We start from the raw sequence: 900 nt of genomic DNA, 5'->3' as shown, positions 1-900 counted from the left end.
AACGTTAGCGGTAAGTTTAAAATCAACATCATGAGAAAATTAATTGAAAAGTCACTAAAATCTAAAACTAATCTGTTCATATTTATGACAGTAATATGTTTTCTATTAATAGTTCTTTTTGATTTTTTTGATCCTAATTTTAAGATTCACGATATATTAGTTGAATTTCATGGATTACTTTTCGATTTAATGATTTTAGGTGTTTTACTAACAATATATGAATCTATTACATCGCGTTTAGAGACTATAAAAAGATATACTGAAGAACTTAATGATTACAAATTTTGGAAAACCGAAGAAGCAATGTATCGAACTAGAGGTTTGATTAAAAGATTGGTTGACCTTAAAGTAAAAGAATTAGATTTATCGCATTGCTATTTGGCAACTGACAAATCACTTTCTCAATATGAGGATATGCGCAAATGGAAATTTAGTGGAGCTAATCTTTATGATTCATTTTTTATGTCCTCTAATATGACTGATTGTAATTTTTACATATCAAATTTAGAAGATTCTTCTTTTAGAGATGTCAATCTAACAAACTGCAAATTTGGAGGAGCAAATCTTATCAACGCAAAATTTGAAAATTGTGATTTTAAAAATGTTAAATTGGAGGATGCATATGTTAGCTCTGAATTTTGGTTTGATGAATTGGAGAGAAATAAAAACTTAAACATCATCGAACTAGTAGAAAAGTATAATCTTTGTGAATATACTGATCATAATCGAGATATTAGGATATTTAAATTTTATCGAAAGTAAAAAACCTACCGCTAACAGGCGTTTGGCAAGATTGCGAATTTTGTAGTAAATTCACGTTTACATTTCGCAAGAAATTTTATCTTTAACAGAAAATAATTAGTTCCGAAGTTCGCAACCTCGCCAAGCGCCGGAACGTTG

At 28.8% G+C, this 900-nt stretch carries 1 protein-coding gene; it reads left to right on the top strand.

Annotation, left to right across the window (positions count from 1 at the left end; translation table 11 throughout):
* A partial coding sequence (locus tag B0A57_RS11860) for a pentapeptide repeat-containing protein (RefSeq protein ID WP_207758888.1) occupies positions 1 to 762 on the top strand: 762 nt, incomplete at its 5' end.
* Positions 763 to 900: the final 138 nt, after the last annotated feature.

Source organism: Flavobacterium psychrophilum DSM 3660 = ATCC 49418 (assembly GCF_002217405.1).
In the GTDB taxonomy this organism is placed as follows: Bacteria; Bacteroidota; Bacteroidia; order Flavobacteriales; family Flavobacteriaceae; genus Flavobacterium; species Flavobacterium psychrophilum.
This window is presented reverse-complemented; position numbering and strand designations above follow the sequence as displayed.